The organism is Gluconobacter sp. P5B12, from assembly GCF_018812035.1.
Classification (GTDB): Bacteria; Pseudomonadota; Alphaproteobacteria; order Acetobacterales; family Acetobacteraceae; genus Gluconobacter.
This window is the reverse complement of record NZ_JACRVV010000009.1, coordinates 1-23,129: the sequence shown is the minus strand read 5'-3', so window position 1 is coordinate 23,129 and position 23,129 is coordinate 1. Positions and strand designations below refer to the sequence as shown.

Below are 23,129 nucleotides of genomic sequence, written 5' to 3'. Positions count from 1 at the left end.
AGCTTGTTTTGGGCAAGTTTGGAAAATTTTTTAATCTTGTCGGCTCAGGCGTTCTGGTGGGGCTGACGTGTGATGAGTGAGACGTGAACCAACACGCTGGCAATATTTCATCGATGGAAAGGGGGAGCTAATGCTTACGGAAGTCAATCTCTTCGGCGTCTTTGTCGCACCCCTCTCAATTTACGCCGTTGCAGCAGTGTTCGTGACATTGCTGTTGAGAAGCATTCTGTGGCGGACCGGTGCTCTGACCTGGTTCTGGCACGTCGCCCTCTTTGAAATAGCGTTCTATGTCTGTGTTCTCTGTCTACTCATCCTTTACGTCTAGGAGGGGTCGGCTATGAATTGGACCCGCAGTGTGATCCGCGTTCTGCTGACTCTGATTGTCCTGGCGATGGCCATTGGCCTCGGTCGGACCATGTGGGACATTTACGTTCTCGCACCATGGACGCGCGATGGTCGGGTCCGTGTGTACGTCGTAGATGCAGCCCCTGAAGTTTCCGGAACCGTTGTTTCCGTCCCCGTCGTGGATAACCAGTTTGTCCATCGCGGTGATCCGCTTTTCGTTCTCGATCCCGTCCGCTTCCGCCTTGATATCGACGCGGCCCGCGCCCGTCTTGCAGGCGCAGACGAAGATCTGAAGCTCCGCTCTTCGGACGCCAAGCGCCGTATGGGACTGGGTGGCATTGTTTCTGCGGAAGAGCAGGAAGACTTCAACTCAAATGTTGAGACACAGCGCGCCAAGGTGAATGCAGCGAAGGCCGAATTGAATACGGCCGTGCTCAATCTTCAACGTTCGACGGTTTATTCACCGGTTGACGGTTACATTACCAACCTGAATCTTCGGGTTGGTGATTATGCTCATGCTGGTCAGCCCGGTCTGGCTGTCATTGACGCGCACAGTTACTGGATCAACGGATACTTTGAAGAAACCAAGATGCATGGCGTGCATGTCGGTGACGAAGCCCGTGTGAAGCTGATGGGATACAAGCAGATCCTGCCTGCCCACGTCGTCAGTATTGGTCGTGGTATTAATGACCGTAATGGCGTGTCAGACCGTCTTGGTCTGCCAGACGTGAACCCGATTTTCACATGGGTCCGCCTTGCGCAGCGTATTCCGGTTCGTCTGGAACTGGATAACGTTCCACCAGAAATCACTCTCGCGGCCGGTATGACCGCGACTGTCACGATCGGCCGCGAAACGCCTGGCGCCCGTGGCAAGCTGACCACCTGGCTGCAGAATCATCTTTGATCATGTCCCGCAAACTCCTTACCCTCGCGCTTAGCACCTGTCTGTCGCTGACGGCCTGCACCGTCGGACCGAATTTCAAGCCAGACAGGATCAAGGTGCCTGACTCTTTCGTAGAGCAGCCCCATTCAGTGACGGCAGCTGAGATTGCCCGCACGGAAGCGGACATGAAGGACTGGTGGGCGCAATTCCACGATCCCATGCTGAACGAACTGGTCGAGCAGGCTATCAAAGGGAACTACGACCTTCAGATTGCGTCCCAGCATATCGTGTCCGAGCGCGCTGTCCGTCGGCAGGCTCAGGCAGCGTGGTATCCGCAGCTTGATGCAGCTATGGGCGGTGGCGATGACCGTCACTCCATCAATGTCGATAACTGGCCGGTCCGTCCGGGATCTCTGGATGCCAACGGTAATCCGGTCAATAGACCGGACGCCTCGATTTTAACCTATGGTGCGCGTGCAAGCTGGGAAATTGACCTGTTCGGGCATATTTCCCGTCAGGTGGAAGAGCGCAAGCGGCTGGTTGAAGAGTCCATTGAAAACCGTCGCGCCATTCTGGTTTCGCTGCTGTCTGAACTGGCGTCGGATTATGTGTCACTCCGTGGCGTGCAGGAGCGGTTGGCCGTTACGGAGCACAGCATCGATGTGGCACAGCGCTCGCGGGAATTGACGGAAAAACTGTACACGCACGGTCTCGGCAATACACTGGCTGTGGCACAGGCGCAGACCGAAGAGCATCTCGAACGCTCGCGTCTTGCCCCTCTTCATTCTCAGGAAGAGCAACTGATCCATGCCATTTCCGTGCTTCTGGGTGAAATGCCCGGCAAGCTGGAAGAGGAGCTGGATGTTCGCAAACCGCTGCCAACGGTTCCGACATTTCCTGCGTCCCTGCCGTCGATTGTTCTGGCCAATCGTCCGGATATTCGTGCGGCAGAGGCTCATTATGCTGCTGATACCGCACAGGTGGGTGTAGCGGTCGCGAACCTCTATCCAAAGTTCATGATCCCGCTGACGTTCAACCCGAATGCCTCGGCGGCTTATCAGGCGTTCCAGATGGGCGGTATGGCCTGGAGCTTCATGATGATGGCGTCTTTGCCTGTCATTCATGGTGGTCGCTATACCGCCGAGATTGCTCAGGCCCGTGCAGAAGCAGAAGCCAGCCGGTTGGTCTATCGCAAGACAGTGCTCAAGGCGTTCGAGGAAGTTGAAGACTCACTGGGCGACTGGCGGCATGACGATGAACTGGTCAGTCAGCTTGAAGATGCTGCACGGGATTCCGGTCTGGCCCGTGACAGGGCTCAGAAGCTGTTTGGTGCTGGTCTGACAGGATATCTGAATGTCCTGACCACCGAGCAGACGGCTCTGACCACGCAGGATCAGGCCGTTGTCGGGCGCACGGCGCGTCTGCGCGATGCTATTGCACTTTATACAGCCATGGGCGCTGGCTGGCAGGGACGTCAGCTCACAGATACGCGTCTGCCAGTTGAAATCGGGAAGCAGAACGCTCTGGCGCGCGCCTTTACGGAATAATATTATGGATCACCAGCTATATGCCCCAGAATACCTCACGAGGTCAGATCTTGTTCGAAGATGGGCATGGTCTGCCATGAAGCTCGAAAAATATATCGCCAGTCATAAGTCTTTTCCAAAACCTGTCGGGTCCATTGGAAATGGGAAAATTAAAATCTGGAAGCTGTCGACTATTAAAAAGTTTGAAGCGGCGGAAAACATTTCTCCGTCTTACGCAAGACTGTTTTCCAAGCAGGAGTATCTCAGCAGATCGTGAGAGGCTGTTTTTGCAAGATCAAAAAAACCGAACCGTTCGGTCATGGATCTTGAAATTTATATTACAATTCGCCATAAACTACCCGGTTTCCGGAATCGGCTTGAGACCGTTTTTTGCCCCTTAAAAGGATACGTTCTGCTCATGATGTTCGGTAGCCGACAGTTTCCACTGCGCCCTGCTGCTCCATTAATTGCGGTCGTAGGCGCAGATGGGAGCGGAAAATCGACTGTCGGTTCCGCGCTGCTGGCATGGATGTCTGAACAATATCCAACCCGCCTTTGCCATCTTGGAAAACAGACCGGAAACTGGGGACGCTGGATTGCCAGAATTCCAGTTTTGGGAAAACGGGTGGATCAGAAAATTGTGCGAAAGTCGTCTTCTGTCCGGACAGCGAAAGGCTCTGGAGCCTTCACATCCATCGTTATTTTTACGCTCTCCATGCGTCGCCTGGCTCGCTTTTTGAAAATGCGTTTCTGGCGTATCCGAGGCTATGCCATTGTGACAGATCGCTATCCACAGGCCAGTATTCCGGGGCCCATGGATGGGCCGGGACTTGTGGCCCGTCAGCCTCGGAGTTGGATGGCTCGTTGGCTAACCCGAATTGAGCAGAAGATCTATGACTGGATGGCAGACTATCCTCCGGATCTGGTCATTCGCCTGCATGTTGATCTCCCGACAGCCCTGATCCGCAAACCCGATCACCGTCCAGCTTCTCTGGAACGAAAAATCAACGATGTTCCTCTCCTGATATTTCCAGGCTCACCAGTGCTGGACCTCAATTCCGTAGATCCTCTGGAAAGCATTCTTGAGCAGGCAAAAATCGCAATCGCCCCGATCCTTCGGAAAGCGTCACCTGAACACAGGATATCGGCGTCATGACCGTCCTTACAGATTGTTCTCATCATCCGGCCTCTCTTCAGGCTCCTGCAAAAAATATTCTGCGTATTCCCCGATATCGTGGGAAATTGATTGCTTTTGTCGGATCTGATGGCAGTGGAAAAACGACATTAACGTCCCGCCTCAGCATCGAACTAGCCCAGGATCGTCCAACAACCTATGTTTATCTGGGCCTTGGATCCGGAGATTTGGGACGCCGTATCGGGCAATTGCCTGTCATCGGTCAGATGCTGGAAAAAAAACTCAGTAAAAAAGCCAAAACGACACGGACACAGGGAGAAAAAATCCCTGGCTCCCTGACAGCGCTTGTTGTTTATGCCTTCTCGCTAAAGCGTTACTTTAATCACCTGAAGATGCAAAATGCGCTCCGTGCTGGCCTGACTGTTGTGACGGATCGCTATCCACAAGCCGAAATTGCCGGAACATGTGACGGGCCTGGTCTATCTGCCGCGCAGCCAGGTAATTTCTTTGTCGCATGGCTCAGGAAATCTGAGGCAAGCCTGTACCAGCGAATGGCGGAGCACCACCCTGATCTGATTATCCATCTGGATGTCTCGCCGCAGGTTGCCCATCAGCGGAAACCGGATCACGATCTGGAGCTTCTGCAGACCAAATCCGAAATCATGAAACAGTTAAGGTTTGGCGGAGCCCGGATGGTCAGTATTGATGCCTCTGCCTCATTTCAGACCGTCTGGACGCAGGTCGTGCACGAAATACAGCCGTTTTTCGCAAGTCATTTTTCGCATGTAGAGACTGGATATACTGTCCAATCCTCATGATTTTCAAAAATTCTGATCAGGTGTTTCGGAGCATTCTTAAAAATGCGGGATCACTGGGTACTGCGAAAATTCTAGGGGCGCTCATCAGTTTGTGCGCACTGATCTGCGCTAGTCGGACCTTAACACCGGCTCAGTTTGGAACGCTGACACTGATCCACACTTTTGCGATTGGTGTAGGTGCACTGACAAAATTCCAAAGCTGGCAAATGATCCTGAAATTTGGGGCACGCCCCCTTGAGTTGGGAGATAGGGCAGCTGCCCAGTACGCGATCCAGTTTGCCATTGCGCTTGATATTACCTCGGGTTTTCTCGGCGCGCTGGCAGGCGTTGTCGCTCTGATCTTCTTTGGAGAGTTTTGCGGTATCGAGCCAGCGTATCGTCTCGATGCGATATTCTATTGCACTCTCATACCGACCATGACGGCTGCCGCTCCGACAGGAATTCTACGACTGTTTGATCGATTTGACCTGATCTCCAGACAACAGATTATCACCCCAACCCTAAGAGGGCTGGGGGCACTGGCCAGTTGGATGACAGGAGGAGCGATCGTCTCTTTTCTTATTACATGGTATATGGCTGATCTCATCGGAGATCTGGTTTTATGGAGCTTGTCCGTCCGCGAACTCCGTAGAAAAGATCTGTTAAACGCGTTGAGGCCAAGCCTTCTTCAAGCCCCAAAAAAACTTCCCGGTGTGTGGAAATTTGTTTGGTTGACCAATCTCAATACGACTCTTGATGCCTGCTGGTCACCTGTCGGAAATCTGATTGTTGGTAATTTTCTAGGGGCAGTACAGGCTGGGCGCTACAAAATTGCCACGACCCTTCTGGAGTCCGCTGTCAAACCGGCACGTTTTCTGGAGAAAGGGTTCTATCCGGAAATCATGCGATTGGATCCGAGCAGTACACATCCCTGGCGTCTGGCTCTTAAAGCAGGCGGATTATCCGCAGCCATTGGAGCTGCCCTGACAGGTATCGTGTGGTTGGGGGGACGTCCCTTGATCGGACTATTTGGCCATCATTATCGCAGCGCAGCAGATGTGATGATGATTATGGCGCCGGCACTGATCATTTCTATGGGCGCATTCCCCTTGGAATCCCTGCTGTATATGACTGGCCGCGCTCATAGAGTTCTGCTCTCTCAAATTGCATCAGTTCTTCTCTATCTCACTCTTCTCGTTTTTCTGTTGCCGCGTTCTGGCCTGCGGGGCGCAGCATGGGCGTATGTTATCGGAATTTGTAGCCTGCACCTTTTCTGCGCTGCGTTTGCAGTCACGGCCTTTCGGAAGCGCCAGAAGATTTCAACGTCACACTCTCACGTATAAGAAAAAATCTCTGATGATTAATCTCGAAAAGCCCCGTTATGATCACGTCTTTCTGGATCAGTTGTTTCAGAATATATTGGAAGATGATATTTCTTCTCCGGGGGCCAGGTATCCAGGTGGTAACTATTTTCAATATCCAGAGGACCTGAGTGTCTCGGGATACAGGATTTGCTGGCAACTCTTAAACGACGGGGTTAATATAAAGAACTTTCGTTTTCTGGTGCTCAATATCATTTTAAAAGGTGGTACAGAGTCTGTTAAACAGCGCCAGAATTTCAAATATGTACGCGCACGCTTCAAACATCTACGCTTCGCATGTGCAAATTTTGATCGGCGCCATCGGTATCCTTGGTCTCTCAATTTAGTCACCAGTTTAATGGGGCATATGCAGGACGCCTTTAAAAACCGGCAAATGGCACGAACCAGGATTTTTGGGACGATTTTATTCCTGACAATGCTCCCAGCGTTTTATGCACTTGTTCGATTTCAGATGCGAAGCTTTCTACCGGACAGCAACAAAAATATGATTGCTTACCATCAAAGGGAAAACGCGAAAATCGACAGTATCGTTAGAAAGGAAAAAATTACCGCACATGATTTTCATGATTTGAGAAAGATCATCAGCCGTCGTGTTGCTTTCAATGATACATTCCGGGTTCTTCATTCTAGCGATTATCTCGATAAAATCTCGCTCTATCTTGCTGATATCAACGGAGAAATGGGCGATTATCACGATCGCCTTGTAAAAAAAAATATTTCTAAACCAGGCTCATACAAAGAAAATATTTTTATACTGGACAAAAAATTAATAAATAAAATTGTTCATCTAATTCGGTAGTAAAGTGCATTAGTCAGATATGCTATTTTCCATAGAAAATAATCATTTACGTTTTGCCAAAATTTCTCTCATTAGGACTATTATAAAACTGGTCTGCCGTAACGTATTGGCCAGGTCGCTCAAACATATTTTCTAAGGGATTTGAGCCATTTTCCACAAAGTCTCTCGTATCCAGCAGTGCGCCTGATCGTCTCCATAAGATCCATGCCAGATCATGTCGATCCTGACGCCTGCAAGTGCCAGAGGAGGCGGACTGGTTGTGAGATTGAAGATCTTCGCCAGCATTTGCGCAGGACGGCTGTGCATAGTTGCTATCACGGGGGCCTGCACCAGCAAAGGAGCAACGCTCATAAATCTTGGCGTTGTCAGGGCAACTGAGCGGCTCAGTCCTAAGAACGCCAGGGCCTTATCAACTACACCGTTTTCTCCGGGCCGTAAGCTTGTCAGAAGATGTGGGAATTTAAGAAAATCGTCGAGAGAGAGAGGGGGGTGTAATTTGGTAATATTTGGATTGAAGAGGACCAGATATTCGTCTCGCATTAAAAGACGGCTTTTATGATGGGTTTGCGCACCACTAAAAGGCCCGATACCGATCGCTAGATCAATTTTATTTTCATCAAGAGCATTGAGGACGGATTCAGGATCGACGTTATGTAGGCGCAGGCGAATTCCCGGTGCCTTTTCGTGAAGGAATGCCAGAAATCGAGGCATCAGAAGCATTTCGATACTGTCTGGGATTGCAATCCTGAAAAGACGTTCGGCTGTGGTTGGGTCAAATGGTGTCTCACGTCCCAACAAGGCCTGAAGCCCACCGAGGGCTTCTCGCACTGGCAGACGAAGTGCTTCCGCGCGTGGAGTCCGTCGCATGCCGCCAGCATGTCGTGTTAACAGTTCATCCCCAAATAAAGTTCTAAGACGCCCTAAATTATGGCTCATGGCAGATTGGCCTATCCCCATCAGTTTTCCGGCTTTTGTCACACTTCCCGTATCCAGAAGAGCATCCAGAGCAATCAGAAGGTTCAGATCAAGCCCGGCCAGATTGATATGATCGATACCCACCATTAACCTCATTTGTTTGTTTAATTCTCAATGTCCTCTTATCTTTTTGCAATGTCTCTAAGACAGATAAGTGCCAGTTAATCAAAAGGGGAGGGAGGACATCGGGCCGGGAATGAAAGCGATGCGGTTCCTGCATCTCAGGCTGAAGCTGCTTAGTCTAGCAGGATCCGACCTGAGCCATGGAGATGCCGTGAACATTTGGTCATGATCCGGAACTACAAACTGTGCGCTTTAAGCGTCTTATAAAGTTATGCTTGAAGAAGTAGATATCGTTGCTCTGACCACAGTATCACCATATTCCCTTGTGTCATAGCGCGACAGTCTGGGTCATCGTACATGCTGTTGGAAAGTAAAGTTTGCACAGAGTGTCCTGTGCGGTAGCAAATGAAATCAATGCCTTTACAATCGCAACAGTCCAGGAAGCAGATACAGAAAATGTTTTCGTGGGGAAATAATCGATGCCGAAAGTAATCTCCGATATATAACCTGAATACTTCGCCATAGATATCAATAAAATGACGAACCGTTGAATACTTTGAGGACAGAAAAATGAAATCACGTGCTGCTGTCGCTTTTGAAGCAGGAAAGCCGCTTGAAATTGTTGAAATTGATGTCGCGCCGCCGCGTAAAGGAGAGGCCCTCATTCGGATAACGAATACTGGTGTTTGTCATACAGATGCATTCACACTGTCAGGCAACGATCCGGAAGGGCTTTTTCCAGTCGTGCTAGGGCACGAGGGGGCTGGTATCGTTATCGAAGTTGGCGAAGGTGTAACAAGTGTCGTCCCGGGAGATCATGTGATCCCGCTTTACACGGCGGAATGCGGAAAATGTGAATTTTGTTTGTCCGGGAAAACCAATCTGTGTATTGCTGTTCGCGCAACACAGGGCAAAGGCTTAATGCCGGACGGTACAACGCGTTTTTCGTATAATGGTCAGCCTTTGTACCATTATATGGGATGTTCGACGTTCAGTGAATATACAGTTGTTGCTGAAGTCTCGTTGGCGAAAATCAATCCTGAGGCCAATCCAGAACATGTCTGCCTTTTGGGGTGCGGTGTCACGACGGGAATTGGTGCGGTCCATAATACAGCCAAGGTTCAGCCGGGGGATTCCGTTGCTATCTTCGGCCTGGGTGGTATTGGTCTTGCTGCGGTTCAAGGGGCACGGCAGGCGAAAGCAGGACGCATTATTGCCATTGACACCAATCCGGAAAAATTTGCGTTAGCACGCCAGTTTGGCGCTACGGACTGCTTGAATCCTAAGGATTTCGATAAGCCCATTCAGGAGGTTCTGATCGAAATGAGTGGCTGGGGTATTGATCATACCTTCGAGTGTATTGGCAATGTCCATGTCATGCGCTCAGCCCTGGAAGCTGCGCATCGTGGATGGGGACAGTCTATTGTTATTGGTGTCGCCGGAGCGGGGCAGGAAATCTCGACACGTCCGTTTCAACTGGTCACAGGACGTGTCTGGAAAGGCTCTGCTTTCGGCGGTGTCAAAGGTCGTTCCCAACTTCCGACTATGGTCGAAGAGGCGATGAAGGGGGACATTGAGCTTGCTCCCTTTGTTACCCATACCATGCATCTGAACCAGATTAACGAGGCTTTTGACCTCATGCATGCAGGAAAGTCTATTCGGTCGGTTATCCACTTCCACTGAGAGCGTTGAATTAAAATTAGACGATGAGGTACAGAAAAAACTGCCATCCTTGTTGTCCAATGGGCGTCTGCAAAACGGACATAACTGGCGAAGCTGCTTGACCGCTGCTGCTGGTGTCAGCAAAGTCGTGTTTGCCTAAAAAGACAGCGATGCAGGTATGGTGATAACCTGTGGTCTCTCTGGAGAGACAGTCACGCTTGAGCGAATAAACCCGCTCTTGGCCATGGCCGGACACGACGAGGATAGGCCTCGCCCGTGGTCGGTTGTTGCTGTCCAGATTGCGATCGGCTCGTGTCCGTCTCACCAACGGAAAGACACAGTCATGAAGCTAAACCATATTAACCTCTACAGCCACGATACTGAGGCTGATCGCGTGATGTTCGAACAGTATTTCGGCCTGCGCACTCTCGTTGTACGTGGGATCAAAATGACCATCATGCAGGATAATGATGGGCTGGTTCTGATCGTCAATCATTTCGATAACAAGCTCGAAGGCTTTGATTACCCCAGGCAATTCGACATCTTGCACATTGGTTTCATCCAGAAGTCTCGCGAGGACGTCGATGCTCTCTATGAGCGCCTAAGCGCCGATGGCTGGGAGGTGCAGGCTCCACGCAACGCACATGGCGCGTGGTCCTTCTACTTGCGAACGAAGGGTGGTTATTTCATCGAAGTGACGACATTAACGCCGGTTCGCCCCGAAGAAGCGTATCAGAAAAACTCATAATAATGCCCGCCATGAGCGGCTGAGTAATTGGCCGAGCTTCATCAACGATACGGATCATACGTCTCTTAGCACCTCAAAGTCAGTGAACTAGGCTCAGGACCTATTAATTTATTGAATTGAGCTGTGTGTTGTGATTCACAGGCTTACCGATGGAGGTTGAGCCTGTGAGTGACATGTTTTTGCTGTCTGAGCGCCAGATGGAACGGATCCAGCCGTTTTTCCCACTGGCACATGGGGTTCCGCGTGTGGATGACCGTCGTGTTCTGAGCGGGATCGTTTACGTGATCCGCAACGGTCTTCAGTGGAAAGACGCTCCGAAAGCGTATGGTCCGCACAAGACTTTATACAATCGCTTTATCCGCTGGAGCCGCCTGGGTGTCTTTGACCGGATTTTCACTGCCCTGGTTGAGCAATCAGGACGGTCGAAGCGTCTAATGATCGATGCAACACATCTCAAGGCGCACCGGACATCGGCGTCCTTGCTCAAAAAGGGGCTTTTCCCCGTCATATCGGACGGACAAAAGGCGGTCTGAATTCAAAACTCCATGCCGTGTGCGATGGTCAGGGCCGGCCTGTCCGCCTTCATCTGACAGCGGGTCAGGTCAGTGACTTCAGAGACGCAGACGTGCTTCTGGCAGATCTCCCCGACGAGACAGAAGAAGTCATCGGCGACAGAGGCTATGACAGCAACCGGATCAGATTATCGCTTGCAGAACGGAATATAACCCCCCTGTATTCCTCCAAAGAAGAACCGGAAATCAAAGCCGCCTTACAACTGGCATCTGTATAAAAAGCGCCACCTCATCGAAAACATGTTCGCAAAGCTCAAAGACTGGCGGCGGGTGGCAACACGATATGACCGCTGCGCACACACTTTCATGTCCGCTATCCACATCGCAGCAAGCTTCATCTTCTACCTCAAAGAATGAGTCCTGAGCCTAAGCGCGAGTGCCTAGTCCTCCGGCGGGTGACAGCCCCCATCGGCTCAAAGCTCAGATCGAAAGCGACCCAAAGAACTGTTAATCAAAGCGCCAAAAGCCAGAAATTACGGACCAAGCGCACCAATAAAGGGTTCTTCGATCCCTCCACGTTGGCAAAGGAGGTTTGTCTACTTGGTATGTGGCGTCCGTATAATCTGCGGAAGAAAAAATACAGGATAGATTCAGGATCGGGGATTTTAACTAGGAAAATCTATTTCAGGGTCTGTGAATAGACTGGAAATGAGTGACTTTTTTGGGCTGACAGAGGAATAGATAAGCCGACAGTGGCCATCTACTCAAAGAGTTACGGTAAAGCCGTCGCTGACGATTGACGCCTTGAAAGAGGAAGGTATCAAGCCGTGTGTCGGAGGGCGAAATCTCGCGGAAGGCCCTTCAAATTGGATATGAAAAATATAAATTCCGCTGTCGCGTTGAGATTATATTTGGAGTGCCCAAGCATTGGCGATGGATTGCAGCATGCTACGATAAATACCCTGAATCTTCTTCTCAGCTATCGGCTTCTCCGCAACTATCATATTCTGATTATGATTCCTGTGCTTCATCGCCAGTAGGTATCAGTCCCATAGACCGCATCTTGGAAAAAATGGATCTATTTCGATCGACTGTCTTTTCTGAGTAATTGATAGGATAGCTTTATTGTTTTCTGAAAATCGATCCCATTTTTTATCGAACTTCTCCGTCTGAGAAATGAAATCGCACCAAAGACTGTGTACGATACGAGAAAACTCTTGATCAACAGCTTGATATCGCGCCGGTAAGGTCGTTCTATCATAACTTTCTCGCCACCATACGTTTGCCAGTTCGTCACCATGGGCGGCACCGGTTTCATTAGGGTCGATGCCTCCGAAAAGATATTTGTGGACGGGCTGAAATTTGCTCAGTGCAAGGGCGTAGCGGGTCGTCGGATTTTGAAAGACCAGATCCCCTGCGACCGCACGCCATATTCCCAGAGGGTCATGGTGGGGTAGGGCATCCCGATAGCGGTTCACAATATCGGTCCCACTCAGGCCGAGAGGCTGTACTCTTGGGTCCAGTAAGCGCGTAGTATCTGCAAATGTAAGATGAGAGTGTACGCTCGAATGGGACAGATATTCGGCTGATGTCGTGCCGATCATAACTGGAACCTGCGTTACCAGCCCTTGGGTAGCTGCTGTTTCTGGATCAAGAGGTAAGGACGCGGCGTCAATGACGGGTTGAAAGGGAATTCCTACAATTGTCACGCGACCGTCTCGAGTGAAGTCATGCTGTTCGTAGGATTGGTTGCAGATATCTTGTTGAGCAGCGAGAAGCTGATGAATAGGTATTTCTTCGAGGATTTGAAGTGATGGCTGGCCGAGACGTTTGAGAAAGCGTTGTGTCGTCAGGCGTGCGTCTTTGTATGGTAGTACCGCAGGGGTAGCACCAGACTGGATCATGGTTCGTGAAAACAATCCTTTTGCCGCAGGCATGGCCATAAGAGTGGAAACGGCAAATCCACCCGCAGATCGCCCGGCCAGAGTGACGCGTTCGGGGTCTCCTCCAAAGAGAGCGATGTGCTTTTGAACCCACTCCAAAGCCTTGATGATATCAAGTAGCCCGCGGTTTTCGGGTGCGCCATCCAGACTTAAAAATCCCAGTGCTCCCAACCTGTAATTGAGAGCTACTTCAACAATTCCGCTAGCTGCGAAGGCACCTGTCTGGAGGAGTGGTTCGTTTCCTGATCCTACGGCGTATCCGCCTCCGTGTAGCCAGACAAGAACGGGCGCTTTTCCCTCTTGGCCGGGACTTCGGATATTGAGAGTTAGAAAATCTTCACCGGAATCCAGTATGGATGTCGCACCTTTTCCGACAGGGCCATAGGTTGGGATCTGTGGGCAGACGGCACCAAGGCGGTGAGCGGATCTCACACCGGTCCAAGGCGTAATGTCCTGAGGTGCTGCGAAGCGATTTCCAGGAACGATGGGGGCGGCATAGGGAACACTCAGGAATGTCAGAATTCCGTTTTCCGTGAAGCCTTCTACTGCACCACTTTCGGTCATGATCTGCGTCATGAGAGGTTCCTTCACTGCTTTACCCGCCGACGGCGCGACGAAGATTGATCAGACGTTCAACGATGATGATAGGTAGCAGACTGAGAAGCACCACGAGGACCGAGAGCGACGCGACCTGCGGGTCCGTCCGGAACTGGATGTACTGGTAGATGGCGAGTGGCAGCGTAACGGCTCTATGGCCTGCAATGAACAGGGCGATAACGGCTTCGTCGAAGGAAAACAGGAATGCGATCAGAAATCCGGTGATGAGGTACGGCCTGAGTGCGGGTAGAATGACACGACGGAAACTCTGCCAGGGTGACGCGCCGTGAATGCGAGCAGCTTCTTCCAGTGTTCGGTCCAGTTGTGCAATCCCCGAGGACACAATACGTGTCGTATAGGGTAGCGTGATACTGATATGGGCCAGAATCAACCCCGTTAGCGTGTCCAGAAGGCCAAGCGGTTGCAGGGTCATCATAAGCCCCACTGCCAGCACAATATGGGGCATCAGCATTGGAGAAAGAAAGAACCACTGCAGGCTTTTCCGTCCCGGGAAGTGGCCTCTCACCAGAGCAAAAGCAGCGCTCGCCCCCACAACCAGGGAGAGGCCCGCAGAGCATCCTCCGATTAACAGACTGGTTTTTCCAGCCTGAAGAAAAAGGGGGTTATACAATACCCTGACATATGAAATCAGAGAAAAGCTCGCGGGCGGAAAGCTGAGATAGGGACGTGTATCGAAGGACACGATCAGTACGATAATCAATGGTGCGAGCAAGAACAGGTAAATCAGGCCAATCAGAAGATGCCACGCTATCCTGACGGTTCGGTCATGTTTCATGACTGGCTCTCCACGCGCTGAAGAATTCTCTGATAGAGCGCCACGAATATTCCGAAAAAGGCCAGGAGGGTAATGGACAGGGCACCGGCAAATGGCCAGTCCAGAGCTATGGTCGTCTGGTTGAAGATTTCTGTTGCCAAGACAAACACGCGCCCTCCACCCATCAACTGAGGTGTCACGAGTGAACTGATTGCAAGAACGAAGACAAGGAGCGAGGCTGTCATCAACCCTGGCAGGGAGAGAGGCAGCAAGACACGCCAAAAAACCTGAAGGCGACGTGCCCCGAGGAGGGAAGCCGCCTGTTCAAGCTCGGCATCCAGCCGGCTCAGGTGGCTGAGGATGGAAATAATGCCATAGGGCAGCAGAATCTCCACCAGCGCGACAACCGTGGCAAAGGGGCCGTTATCTAATCGTGTGGGCTGCGCCAGAATGCCAGCCCACACGAGGGTGGTGTTAATGAGGCCATGTCGACCGAGGATGACCATCCAGCCGTAGGTCCGGATGACTGTGGATGTCAGGAGAGGAGCAATGGCTAGCGCTGTCAGGGTGCCTCGCCAGCGGCTTTGCGACCGGGCAAGGAAAAGCGCGACGGGAAAAGCCATTGGGACCGTAATGACAACACAGAGCAGTCCAATGAAAATCGTGCGTCCGATGACCCACCAGTAAAAACTGTCCTCGAAAAGCCGGACATAGGCGTGGAGGGAGAGTATATGTCCGGTCGTAGGTTGGAGAGACGTCCTAGCCAGCCAGAGGAGCGGGAAGACGAATGTCACGACAAGGGCCGCAACACCCGGAAGGATGAGCAGGACCTGCAGCCAGGACGGCTGTTTTCTGACAGACACCCTCATGAACTCGGATGGCCTGAAGTGAGGGTGTCGGAGATCGGCTCTTGAAGGACTGACATGTCGCTGGCCTGCCAGTGCAGGTCAACCATGTCTCCCATCTGGGCTGGTTGGCCCTGATCTTCCTGCTGTTCAACGGTGAGTGTTACATACCCGACACGGACCAGATAAGTTCGGCGCTCACCCGTGTAAACAACGTTTTCGATCACACCCTGGCAGCATGTTTCGAGACTGTTGCCCAGTCTGATGCGATGGGGACGGATCAAGAGGGTTCTGCGGCCTTTCCAGCCTTCGGAAAAGCCAATGAAAAGTGTGCCGATGCCTTCCGCATGGATACGTTTGCTATCGACCCACACAGCCTCGATGAAGTTGCTGCGTCCCACGAAGGACGCCACGAACCGGTTTGCGGGACGAGTATACAGATCTGCGGGTGTGCCAAACTGCTGGAGGCGTCCTTCCGACATGACGGCAACCTGATCCGCAATGGACAGAGCTTCGTCCTGATCATGCGTCACAAAGATGGCGGTGATCCCAAGGCGTTTCTGGAGCGCACGAATTTCCGTGCGCACCGTATCGCGCAACCGGATATCAAGATTGGCCAGCGGCTCATCCAGCATGAGAATGTCAGGCTCGATGGCAAGCGCCCGCGCCAGTGCCACTCGTTGCCGTTGTCCGCCGGAGAGTTCAGTGATGCGCCTGTTCTCCAGCCCGGTCAGGTGCAGGAGAGAGACCAGTTCCACCACACGCCGCCGGCTCTCTTCCCCTTTGATCCCCCGGACATCCAGGCCAAAGCTGATATTGCGGGCGACGGAGAGGTGAGGAAACAGGGCATAAGATTGAAACACCATTCCCATGTTGCGTGCGTGAAGAGGGGTTTCCGTCATTTGACGCCCCGCAACGTGCAACTGTCCTGAATCAACCGGGGTCAGGCCTGCAATCATGCGGAGTAGGGTGGTTTTTCCGCATCCGGAAGGGCCCAGTAAGGTCAGCATCTGCCCGCGTTTCAGCGTAAAGCTGACGTCATCGACGGAACGCCTTTCTGCGCCCGGAAATTGCCTCGTGAAGCCGCTGACGGAGAGATAGGCTGGTGTTGAGTCTGTTTCAGCCACTGATGACCTCACGTTGAATACGGCGGATCCAGCTATTGTAGTGCTGGCTAACGAAACCCCAGTCCAGATGCAGTTCACGGCGTGTTGTCTCTGGTCGGCCGAAAATTGCTTCGGATGTCTCGTCTGACAGTACAACCTGACGGTTTACAGGCCCATAAAACGCGACATTCGCAAAGGCTGTCTGCACGTCCGGGGAAAGGGCATGTTCAATGAAGGCCTGCGCCAGTCTGGTGCGTTGCTGAGGGGCCGTCAGGTTGAGCGTATTGATCTGTGCGACGCTGCCTTCAGACGGAACGACAGCACGCAGCGTATCCGGATTGTCCCGTGCAAGCATCTGGCCGCGGCCGTTCCATCCAACACCCAAGGCAATCGTCTGGGCCAGCGTCAGGGTGTAAATGTCGGGCTGTGCGTTCCAGGTTGCGACATAGGGGGCAAACTGTCGCATGAGGGTCAGTCCCGGCTCGATGTTCTGCCTGTAGTCCCCTCCGGCCATGCGCGTCAGAAGGGGAAGGAGTACAACGCCACGCGTATCCTCGACAGGCATGGCGATCTGGTCCGTCAAATCGGGACGCCCAAGTTCACGCCAGCTTTCCGGAGGACGCGTCAGAACGCGGCTGTCATAAATGAGCGACAGATTATCCCGTGAGAATGCGACACCATTCATGGCATCGAAGCGTCCCCAGTCCGGGATATCGCGCAGGGTCGGGATCTCTTCCTCCCGTAGAATGGAAGTTAGTCCTTCCTGTTTGGCAAGAATAGCGACCGATACATCCGCAATGGCGACATCAATCTGCGGTGCTTCCCGTTCCAGCCGTAGCGCTGCAAGAAGCTGTGCAGAATTGATGATGGGGCGGTACGTCACGCGGACGCCCGGCATGGCGCGTTCGAAACTGTTGATCACGATGGCCTGAAACGCTTTCTGGAAGGGCCCATGAAAGCCGGCTACCGACAATTCCAGATCGCCATCCGCCGCCCGTGCATGTCGCCATGCGGGCAGTGTTGCCAGACCGCCAAGAACCTTGCGACGCGTCGTGAAGTGGGGAGCGGTTGGCATGAGTCGCGTCAGACCTCTGGTGTCCATGTGTCGCGATACAGGCGCAGCCAGTTCTGTCCGAGAATTTTCTCGATTAGCCCTGTGGACCACCCACGGCGCATCATGGCGTCTGTCAGGTTGGGTGTTTCTGGGATGCTGGCAAAGCCCGATGGCTTGCGGATCGTGGTACGGCCAAATTCTGTCAGCTGACGCCCATATCCCTTGTCCCGGTTCGCCCAGAGCAGCCAAGGGCCAGGACGGGGATGTCCTGTACTGAAATCGGTACCCATCGCAATGTGGTCTTCACCCACGATGTTCAGGACATGGGTCATGGCATCCAGATAATCATCGATTGTCGCGTCATTCCCCGCACGTAATCCGGGAGAGAACAGGCTGACACCCACGATGCCGCCTTTTTCGGCGCAGGCTCGGAACAGATAATCTGGCTTGTTGCGTTTCACATCCCGAAGCGCGCGTGGCAGCACATGTGAAATACAGACCGGGCGTCGGGAGTGCTCAATCACGTCGGCGGACGTCAGGTCGCCTACATGACTCAGATCGCACAGCACGCCATGACGGTTCATTTCATGGAGAACCTCGCGTCCGAAGCCTGTCAGGCCACTGTCACGCTCTTCAAGATAGCCAGCCCCTGAATAGTTCTGGGTGTTGTAGGTCAACTGCATGGTATTGACGCCCAGCAGCTTGAAAAGCTGTACATAATCCAGACGGTCTTCCAATGGGGACGTGTTCTGCCAGCCGATGCTGATTCCCGTGCGATTGGTACGTTTGGCGGTCTCGATATCCGCGACGGAGCGGATTGGCATGATCAGATCCGCATTTTCAGCAAAGTGCCGCTCCCAGGTTCGGACATACGCCATGCCCTCACTGAAGTTCTCCCACAGCAGGGACGCAGCATTGACAACGGTCAGGCCGCCGGCACGCATCTGTTCAAAGATTTCGCGGCTCCAGGCACAGGTCTGAAGGCCATCAATCACGATGCTGCGCTGGTGCAGCTGGAAGGAATCCTCGGTCATGCGTTACTCTTCACCTTTGTGGATGTGCCGTTGACGATCTGTTCGGGGTGCCATTCATCCCCAAGGAGTTCTGGTCGGTCGAACTCACGGAAAATATTCAGCCAGTCCCGGCTGTTTTCACGCAGGAAAGACGCTGCGACCCCATGGACCAGCCTTTGAACAGCCTCATCCATTGCAGGTGCGCCGCTCGTGAGCTTGCCATGGCTCAACACAGAGGCAAAGCACAGGCAATAAATCCGGGATAACGGCTCTTTGTCGCGGTCTTCGCGTGCGACGAACGAAAAATCGGGTGCCAGATACGGAGACTGGCCGAGGGACTTACTCTCTTCTCGGGCGGGAGGCGTGTAATGATCATCCCAGAGGCTGATCTTGGACGCAAATGAGGAAAGTTCTGGTCGAGATGTGACGTCACAGGAAAAACCGGTCGCAAAAATCAGAAAATCCAGCTCCGTTTCACCATGAGGCGTTGTGACGGTTAACGCAGATGCTGTTTCTTCGACAGAGAGCAGGGGGGCATTCACATGCAGTCTTGCATTTTTGTGCCTGAAAACCCGGCGTGTACTGTCGCGTGGGGGAGGGACCGGGGCGTCAAGCCCAAGGCGCATCATTTCCCATTTTACTGCGTCTGGCAGGCCAACATATCCCATGACCAGCCCATCGCTGCTGATCCCGGTGAACTTATCCACACTTGGGAGAGCTTCGCGGCGGACGAAGAGGTCAACACCAGCAGCGCCAGCCTCCAGAGCGCTCGCAGCATTGTCCATTGCAGAGGCACCCGCTCCCACGACCCCCACACGCTTTCCAGCAAGCGCTGTAAAATCAATCATGTCGGCAGAATGGGCGCAGAACCGGGGAGAGATCCCATTAGTAACAGCAGGAAGGGATGGTGCACCCAGCCCGTCTATTCCCGTTGCAAGTATAACGCGTCGGGCCAAAACCGGAGTGCTTTCTCCTCGCACTGTAACCCTGATGAGCCCATCGTCCTGCGGAGTAATATCTGTGACGTCCATTCCGTTACGAACTGGCAGGTCCAGAACGCGTCGATACCAGATGAGGTAATCCATCCATTGTGCACGTGGGATCTTGTTTAACCGTTCCCACGCAGCGTTACCGAACTGCGCTTCAAACCAGGCGCGAAACGTCAGGCTGGGAATGCCCAAAGCCGGGCCGCAGGCAGATTTCGCTGTACGGAGTGTAACCATGCGACCGTAGGTGACCCATGGGCCTTCTGCGCCTTCAGGAGCGCGATCAAGGCAGATGACTGAACTGATGCCCCGAAGCCGCAGAGCCGCAGTCGCTGCGAGCCCGATCATGCCTGCGCCGACCACCACCACGTCATATGTTGGTTCAGGCGCGTCATGGAGTGGAAGAACCCATGGTTTTGCCGGGAGGTTCAGATAATCCAGATCGCGGTGAATACGGGCTTCAAGGTCCTGAAGATCGAGCGCTGTCCCCGTTGTGGTGGCCTCAATTCCTTTTGGCATCTGGTGCTCCTGGCTCGGTCTGAAAAAGGCGTGTGTGAAGTTTTTCGAGCGCTTCGGGTGGGTGCCGGATAAAATCTGGCAAAAGGGCACGCGCTGTAATTTCGATCTGTTCGATGAAGCGAAGAATGCCGCTATCAGCTGCCGAAAACGCCGGTGTCAACACACTCCACGCCCAAGGAATATGTTCCACAATAGGCCGCACGACCGTACCGCCAATGGGAATGCCGTAGGCTGTTACAGGCTCTACAATGGCCACTCCCAGTTCCTCACGGGCACTCATGACAGCATTCAGGGATGTATTGGTTTCTATCCTAGTGAAAGAGCTGTTTCCGGATGCCTGAAGAGCTGCGTCGATCGTGCGTCGCAGCCGGAAGGGATTGCCCACGGTCAGAACCTGTTGAGTATGCAGTTGACGAAGAGAAAGGCTGTCGGATTGGGCAAGAGGGTGATCCTCATGCAGAACGGCAACACAGGATGCTTCTCCAATCCAGTGAATGTGCAGATTGGTATCGTCGATGGGCAGGGTCGCCAGACCAACATCAACACTCCCATCCGTCACGGAGCGGACGACATCATCGGCTGGCATGCCTTTGAAGGACATGGAAATATCTGAACTGCATTGCATCAGACCGGAGATCGCTCGGGGAACAAGGCCGCCAGAGAGTGCAGATGTGGCGCCGCATGTAATCCGGCGATGGTTTCCACCTGCAGCGATCTGTCTGGCTTTCTCCTCAATATTCTTCAGTCCGATGAAGGAGCGCTTGACCTCATCATAAAGGAGGCGTGCTTCCTGCGTAGCATGCAGCCGCGTCCCGTTCCGCTCGAAAAGGGTAAAGCAGAGTGCTTTTTCCAGTTCCATAATGAGACGGCTGACAGCAGACTGCGTGCGCCCGAGATGACGTGCTGCGCCTGTCATGCTGCCGATCGAAAAGACAGCATGAAAGGCTTCGATCTGACGTCCTGTAATCATGGTTTCAAAATCCGAGGGTGATCGATGTTACCGCCGCAAATCCTCCCCCGAGATAATAGCTGGGTGCAGTGCCTGCGACGGACGTTCCATATATACCTTTTGTGGTCTTGGCATTCGTCCGAACCGTATAGGCGCTGGACAGGTAGTTGCTGTCACCGAGGTTAACAAGATTCAACTGGATCGTCGGGCGGTGGATGAAGTGGTAAGTCTTCATGCGGTACCCTAACGTCATATTGGCAGTTTTGTAGGCAGGGATGCTCTCATCATTCATGAACGTTGAGTATTGTGAATCAACGTAATTGAAGAATACATTCCCAAAAAACTGACCGTCATCATAAGATATGCCTGCAGATGCCGAAAATTTCGGTGTCAGGACTGCACTCTTCCCTTTGGTTGGGAGAAGATCGTTTCCAACAGCAAGATTGTTGTCGATCGTCGCATGGAGATACTGTCCCGAAACGTATGGGCTCAAATGATGCCAGGGACGAAGGGAAATCTCGACCTGCGCTCCGCGCGTCGTCTGACCGCCTGCATTGATGAGGTTTGTCGTCAGTGCACCATCAACATAAACGGATGTCGAAATCTGCCGATTTGTGAAATTGTAGTTGAAGAAGCCAATAGAGGCATTGATAAGACCAGTATGACGGTACCCAATTTCTTCGGAAATGGAGTACTCATTCTTGAGGTCAGTTTTTCCAGCCGTCGAGATCTTTCCCGTCGAGACACTGAAAGCGTCATAATACGGTACGTCTGACATCGGCGCGTGGAAATTGGTTACCGCGTCGATGAAAATCTGATTGTTTTTGTCAATCTTATAGCTGGCCTCGAAACGAGGCAGCGGAACTGCGCTATTTGTTCCCCAACGATAGGTCGCACCCGGAATGTTGTTTGTTCCGGATCGTGCCAGAAGAACAGCTTTGAACCCTGCGGTCAGATCAAGCCGATGATTCAGTAGCGACAACCCGTCCTCAATGAAGAAGCCATTGACCTGCTGCATCATGTGGAAATTCTTGGTCGCCAGGATGGAGCCGTTTTGAGTGCGGATATTATTATTGATGATGTCACCCGCCGCACTGACAGGAGAGTAATCGTAGAGAGAGTTTTTGGTCAGATTGCTGTACCAGTAACCAACCTTGAGAGTATTTATGCCGGTCTTCAGCGTGAAATGACCTGAGAAGCCCGTATTAAAACTGTTGGAGCCAGCAATCGCGGCGGCTACAGCTTTCCCGTTATAGAGGGTAGGGAAGCTGACGGTTCCCGCAGACTGGTTGCCAAGATACAGGCTGCCAGGCGTCAGGGTCGTTCCACTTGGGACCGACCCGCTCATCCACTGGTAGTAGGGCGCAATATCAGCCGTCAGACCTTTTGCAAGCGTAAAGTGGCTTGGAGCACTGATCATCATTGAAGAGCGCTTATATTGATAAAGCCGGTAATAGGTTGTGCTACCTGGAGTATATTCACCAGAATAATTGTAGGATTTTCCGTACTTCTTCCATTGGGCAAGAGACAGATATCGTGTTGGGGATTCGTCAATCGTATTCCAGGTAAAGACTGCTGAGGCTCGATTGTCTGCGCCCCATTCTTTTACCACTTTGGAATCGACATGGTAGCGACGGTTCGTTCCAGGCCCACGCCAGTTATTGTTTCGGGTATACGAACCAGACATGAATGCCCGGACACCCGAGTGGCCGATTTCTCCGCTATCCAGTCGCAAAAAATCCTTATTTGTCGCATGTGTTCCGCCTGAAAGCGATAACAGTGCGCCGGCTTTGTGACTGGGATCCAGCAACGTTTCGGTAATCTGGCCACCACCTGCATTATAGACAGGAGCAGCAATGTCGCTGCTTCCCTGCGCCAGATCGACACGACCAATATTTTCCGTATCTGCCCATTCGGACGTATCAGCGATTCCATAAATGGGGTCGCCCGCAGGCATTCCCTCAAACACCAGACCGATCTCCGTCTGGTCCAGACCACGAACAGTAATGCTTGTATGGTCCGCGAGACCCAGAGGATCAGAATTAGCTACAACAGCGCCTGGCGACATTTGAAGCAGATTGAGTGTGTTCGTGGTTGGGGACTGCTTCGCAATATAGTCTCGCGTAACCCCGCTCTGCATGCGTGGAACCGTTTGAACCGGCATGAGTCCTCCGCCGGGTGTAGTATTGGTCACACCTCCGGAGAGCGTCTCTGTTCTAACATGAATTTCTTCCGCTTTTCTGACCGGGGCAGGCGCATGCGTTGTGGCCGCCTTCTTTGGTGTGCGGGAAGGAATTGGCTGTCTATGCATGACGTCATGATCGGACGATTGCTCATCTGCAGCCTGAGCAGTGCCCCCTAATGTCAACAGAATGAGGGTCAGAAGTGCTGGAAACTCACGAGATGCGGACATGGCGGGATCCGGACGAAAAGGTTGGAGGAAACAGGCCCATTCGCATTTTGGCTGCACTCATTAATAACTATATTAATGAGTGCATTTCCATAAGCTACTCAG

At 52.5% G+C, this 23,129-nt stretch carries 19 protein-coding genes and 1 pseudogene; 10 read left to right on the top strand and 10 right to left on the bottom strand.

Translation table 11 applies throughout. The features are described from left to right. The first annotated feature begins 130 nt into the window (after nt 1-130). From KP702_RS13560 to KP702_RS13530, 7 genes are all read left to right on the top strand, one after another. On the top strand, nt 131-325 hold the full coding sequence (locus KP702_RS13560; RefSeq protein ID WP_215769173.1) for a DUF1656 domain-containing protein: 195 nt from the start codon (nt 131-133) through the stop codon (nt 323-325). Nucleotides 326-337: 12 nt separating this feature from the next. Next, a complete protein-coding gene (locus KP702_RS13555) occupies nt 338-1,249 on the top strand; it encodes an HlyD family secretion protein (RefSeq protein ID WP_215764720.1) in 912 nt (303 codons plus the stop codon). Between the two features lie 2 nt (nt 1,250-1,251). After that, nucleotides 1,252-2,775, top strand: coding sequence for an efflux transporter outer membrane subunit (locus KP702_RS13550; protein WP_215769172.1), 1,524 nt, complete (start codon nt 1,252-1,254; stop codon nt 2,773-2,775). A 397-nt stretch (nt 2,776-3,172) separates the two neighbouring features. Next, nucleotides 3,173-3,910, top strand: a complete 738-nt coding sequence (locus KP702_RS13545; protein WP_215769171.1) for a nucleoside triphosphate hydrolase — start codon at nt 3,173-3,175, stop codon at nt 3,908-3,910. Beyond that, nucleotides 3,907-4,707, top strand: a complete 801-nt coding sequence (locus KP702_RS13540; protein ID WP_215769170.1) for a hypothetical protein — start codon at nt 3,907-3,909, stop codon at nt 4,705-4,707. The genes KP702_RS13545 and KP702_RS13540 overlap by 4 nt, the downstream gene beginning before the upstream one ends. Further along, nucleotides 4,704-6,029 carry a lipopolysaccharide biosynthesis protein gene (locus KP702_RS13535; protein ID WP_211569604.1) on the top strand — a complete coding sequence of 442 codons (1,326 nt, stop codon included), beginning with the start codon at nt 4,704-4,706 and terminating at the stop codon, nt 6,027-6,029. The genes KP702_RS13540 and KP702_RS13535 overlap by 4 nt, the downstream gene beginning before the upstream one ends. Before the next feature lie 13 nt (nt 6,030-6,042). Beyond that, the gene (locus tag KP702_RS13530) at nt 6,043-6,867 is read left to right on the top strand and encodes a hypothetical protein (RefSeq protein ID WP_215769169.1); all 825 of its coding nucleotides are present in this window, start codon (nt 6,043-6,045) and stop codon (nt 6,865-6,867) included. Between the two features lie 132 nt (nt 6,868-6,999). Here the strand turns inward: KP702_RS13530 and KP702_RS13525 are convergent, their stop codons facing one another. Continuing rightward, a complete protein-coding gene (locus KP702_RS13525; protein ID WP_252348736.1) occupies nt 7,000-7,938 on the bottom strand; it encodes a LysR family transcriptional regulator in 939 nt (312 codons plus the stop codon). 537 nt (nt 7,939-8,475) lie between these two features. On the opposite strand from KP702_RS13525, the gene KP702_RS13520 reads away from it, so the two are divergent. The 3 genes and pseudogenes from KP702_RS13520 (at nt 8,476) to KP702_RS13510 (ending at nt 11,244) form a co-directional block, all read left to right on the top strand. After that, on the top strand, nt 8,476-9,588 hold the full coding sequence (locus tag KP702_RS13520) for an S-(hydroxymethyl)glutathione dehydrogenase/class III alcohol dehydrogenase (protein WP_215769168.1): 1,113 nt from the start codon (nt 8,476-8,478) through the stop codon (nt 9,586-9,588). 322 nt (nt 9,589-9,910) lie between these two features. Continuing rightward, nucleotides 9,911-10,315: a VOC family protein gene (locus tag KP702_RS13515; RefSeq protein ID WP_064275426.1), complete on the top strand. Its 405-nt coding sequence runs from the start codon at nt 9,911-9,913 to the stop codon at nt 10,313-10,315. A gap of 164 nt (nt 10,316-10,479) precedes the next feature. Beyond that, nucleotides 10,480-11,244: pseudogene (locus tag KP702_RS13510) on the top strand (IS5 family transposase). 626 nt (nt 11,245-11,870) lie between these two features. On the opposite strand, the gene KP702_RS13505 reads toward KP702_RS13510, so the two are convergent. The 9 genes from KP702_RS13505 to KP702_RS13465 are packed head-to-tail and all read right to left on the bottom strand — an operon-like array spanning nt 11,871 to nt 23,027. Next, nucleotides 11,871-13,346: a carboxylesterase/lipase family protein gene (locus tag KP702_RS13505; RefSeq protein ID WP_232309271.1), complete on the bottom strand. Its 1,476-nt coding sequence runs from the start codon at nt 13,344-13,346 to the stop codon at nt 11,871-11,873. 19 nt (nt 13,347-13,365) lie between these two features. Further along, a complete protein-coding gene (locus KP702_RS13500) occupies nt 13,366-14,163 on the bottom strand; it encodes an ABC transporter permease (protein ID WP_198150537.1) in 798 nt (265 codons plus the stop codon). Next, nucleotides 14,160-15,011: an ABC transporter permease gene (locus KP702_RS13495; RefSeq protein WP_064275429.1), complete on the bottom strand. Its 852-nt coding sequence runs from the start codon at nt 15,009-15,011 to the stop codon at nt 14,160-14,162. Before KP702_RS13495 ends, KP702_RS13500 begins: the two co-directional genes overlap by 4 nt. Then, the gene (locus KP702_RS16590) at nt 15,008-16,114 is read right to left on the bottom strand and encodes an ABC transporter ATP-binding protein (protein WP_015075083.1); all 1,107 of its coding nucleotides are present in this window, start codon (nt 16,112-16,114) and stop codon (nt 15,008-15,010) included. Before KP702_RS16590 ends, KP702_RS13495 begins: the two co-directional genes overlap by 4 nt. Beyond that, nucleotides 16,107-17,168, bottom strand: a complete 1,062-nt coding sequence (locus KP702_RS13485; RefSeq protein ID WP_252348735.1) for an extracellular solute-binding protein — start codon at nt 17,166-17,168, stop codon at nt 16,107-16,109. The genes KP702_RS16590 and KP702_RS13485 overlap by 8 nt, the downstream gene beginning before the upstream one ends. Nucleotides 17,169-17,176: 8 nt before the next feature. Then, nucleotides 17,177-18,181, bottom strand: coding sequence for a membrane dipeptidase (locus KP702_RS13480; RefSeq protein ID WP_064275431.1), 1,005 nt, complete (start codon nt 18,179-18,181; stop codon nt 17,177-17,179). Continuing rightward, a complete protein-coding gene (locus KP702_RS13475) occupies nt 18,178-19,665 on the bottom strand; it encodes an NAD(P)-binding domain-containing protein (protein WP_064275432.1) in 1,488 nt (495 codons plus the stop codon). Before KP702_RS13475 ends, KP702_RS13480 begins: the two co-directional genes overlap by 4 nt. Next, nucleotides 19,649-20,635, bottom strand: coding sequence for a LysR family transcriptional regulator (locus KP702_RS13470; protein WP_023942176.1), 987 nt, complete (start codon nt 20,633-20,635; stop codon nt 19,649-19,651). The genes KP702_RS13475 and KP702_RS13470 overlap by 17 nt, the downstream gene beginning before the upstream one ends. A gap of 4 nt (nt 20,636-20,639) precedes the next feature. Continuing rightward, on the bottom strand, nt 20,640-23,027 hold the full coding sequence (locus KP702_RS13465; protein ID WP_064275433.1) for a TonB-dependent receptor: 2,388 nt from the start codon (nt 23,025-23,027) through the stop codon (nt 20,640-20,642). Nucleotides 23,028-23,129: the final 102 nt, after the last annotated feature.